The 1,602-nt window shown below is 40.0% G+C and carries 1 pseudogene; it reads left to right on the forward strand.

The annotated features are described in order from the left end of the window. Positions 1-38: 38 nt before the first annotated feature. Positions 39-1,551 (forward strand): annotated as a pseudogene (locus tag BN338_RS07090) (restriction endonuclease); the annotation flags it as partial. Positions 1,552-1,602 lie beyond the last annotated feature (51 nt).

The following is a 1,602-nucleotide window of genomic DNA, read 5'->3' on the forward strand; positions in this document are numbered from 1 at the left end:
TTAATCAGTAGCATATATTGTCATGGAGTCTGTTCTTTATGTCTCACCCTCTTTATTCTGATAACAAACACGTCACTTTACGCTCTCTCTTACAATCTTATCGTGATCAAGCAACATCAAATGCTCTACGGGGGAAAGTGTTTGAAGATTTTGTGACAAAATATCTTATGCATGACCCTTTGCATTATGGACGATATGAAAAGGTGCAAACCTATTATGAATGGGCGCAAGAGCGTGAAGGGTGGAATAAAAATGATATCGGTATTGATCTCGTTGCTAAGCTTCGTCATCAAGAGGGCTATGTCGCTATTCAATGTAAGTTTTATAAAGCAGATCATCAGATCAGTAAAAAGGATATCGATAGTTTTATCGCAGCCTCTGGGAAAGAGATCTTTAAATATCGTCTTCTGGTTGATAGCACAGAAGTAGAATTAAGTGACAATGTGAATGCCATGATTAAAGGACAAGCGATCCCCGTTTATCGCATTGACCTTCGTCATATGGAAAATAGTCGGATAGATTGGCAAATCTATGCAACCAAAAAAGAAGTTCTTCTTAAATCAACAAAAGAGCCTCGTCCCCATCAAAAAGAAGCCCTTGAGAAAGTCTGTGAAGGTTTAAAAGAAGCAGATCGTGGCAAGCTGATTATGGCATGTGGAACGGGGAAGACTTTTACGAGTTTGAAGATAGCGGAAACCATAGCAGGTCAAGGCAAGCGTGTGTTGTTTCTGGTGCCTTCTCTTGCTTTAGTCTCACAAACGATCCGTGAATGGACAACCGATGCACAAGTGCCGTTGCGTTCCTTTGCTGTGTGTTCGGATACAAAAGTAGGCAAGCGTCGTAAAAACCAAGATGATATTGTTGGTATGGAAACATCAGATCTTGTTCTCCCTGCTACGACAGATGCACAAGCACTTGCCAAAGAAGCTTGTGAAAACCTAGCCGATGCAATGACCGTGGTCTTTTCAACCTATCATTCTATCCAAGTGATTTCGGATGCACAAAAAGAGTATGGTTTACCTGAATTTGATCTGATCATCTGTGATGAAGCTCATAGAACCACGGGTGCTTCATTGGGAAGTGAAGACTAATGAATCTGAATTTATCAAGGTTCACGATAACAGTATCATTCAAGGCAAAAAACGTCTGTATATGACAGCAACACCTCGTATCTTTAGTGATACTGCCAAAAGACGTGCCGATGAGATTAATGCCGTTCTAGCCTCTATGGATGATGAAACGCTTTATGGCAAACAACTCCATCATTATAGCTTCGCGGAAGCAGTCGATAATGAACTGTTAACCCCTTATAAGATTGTGGTCTTGGGGATTGATGAAACCTATATCACACCAGCTATACAGAATATTATTGCCAATGAAAATCGTGAAATTGATTTAGATGATGCTGCAAAAATTATTGGCTGCTATAGAGCCCTTACCAAAATAGATAAGGAAGCTGCTATCAATGATGATGATACGGAGCCCATGCATACGGCTTTGGCTTTTTGCAAAGATATCAACACCTCTCAATATATCACAAAGCTCTTCAATGAATTATCCAATCTCATATAAATGATACCCTTAAAAATGGTCCTTCTCTTG

The organism is Bartonella queenslandensis AUST/NH15 (assembly GCF_000312585.1).
GTDB lineage: Bacteria > Pseudomonadota > Alphaproteobacteria > Rhizobiales > Rhizobiaceae > Bartonella > Bartonella queenslandensis_A.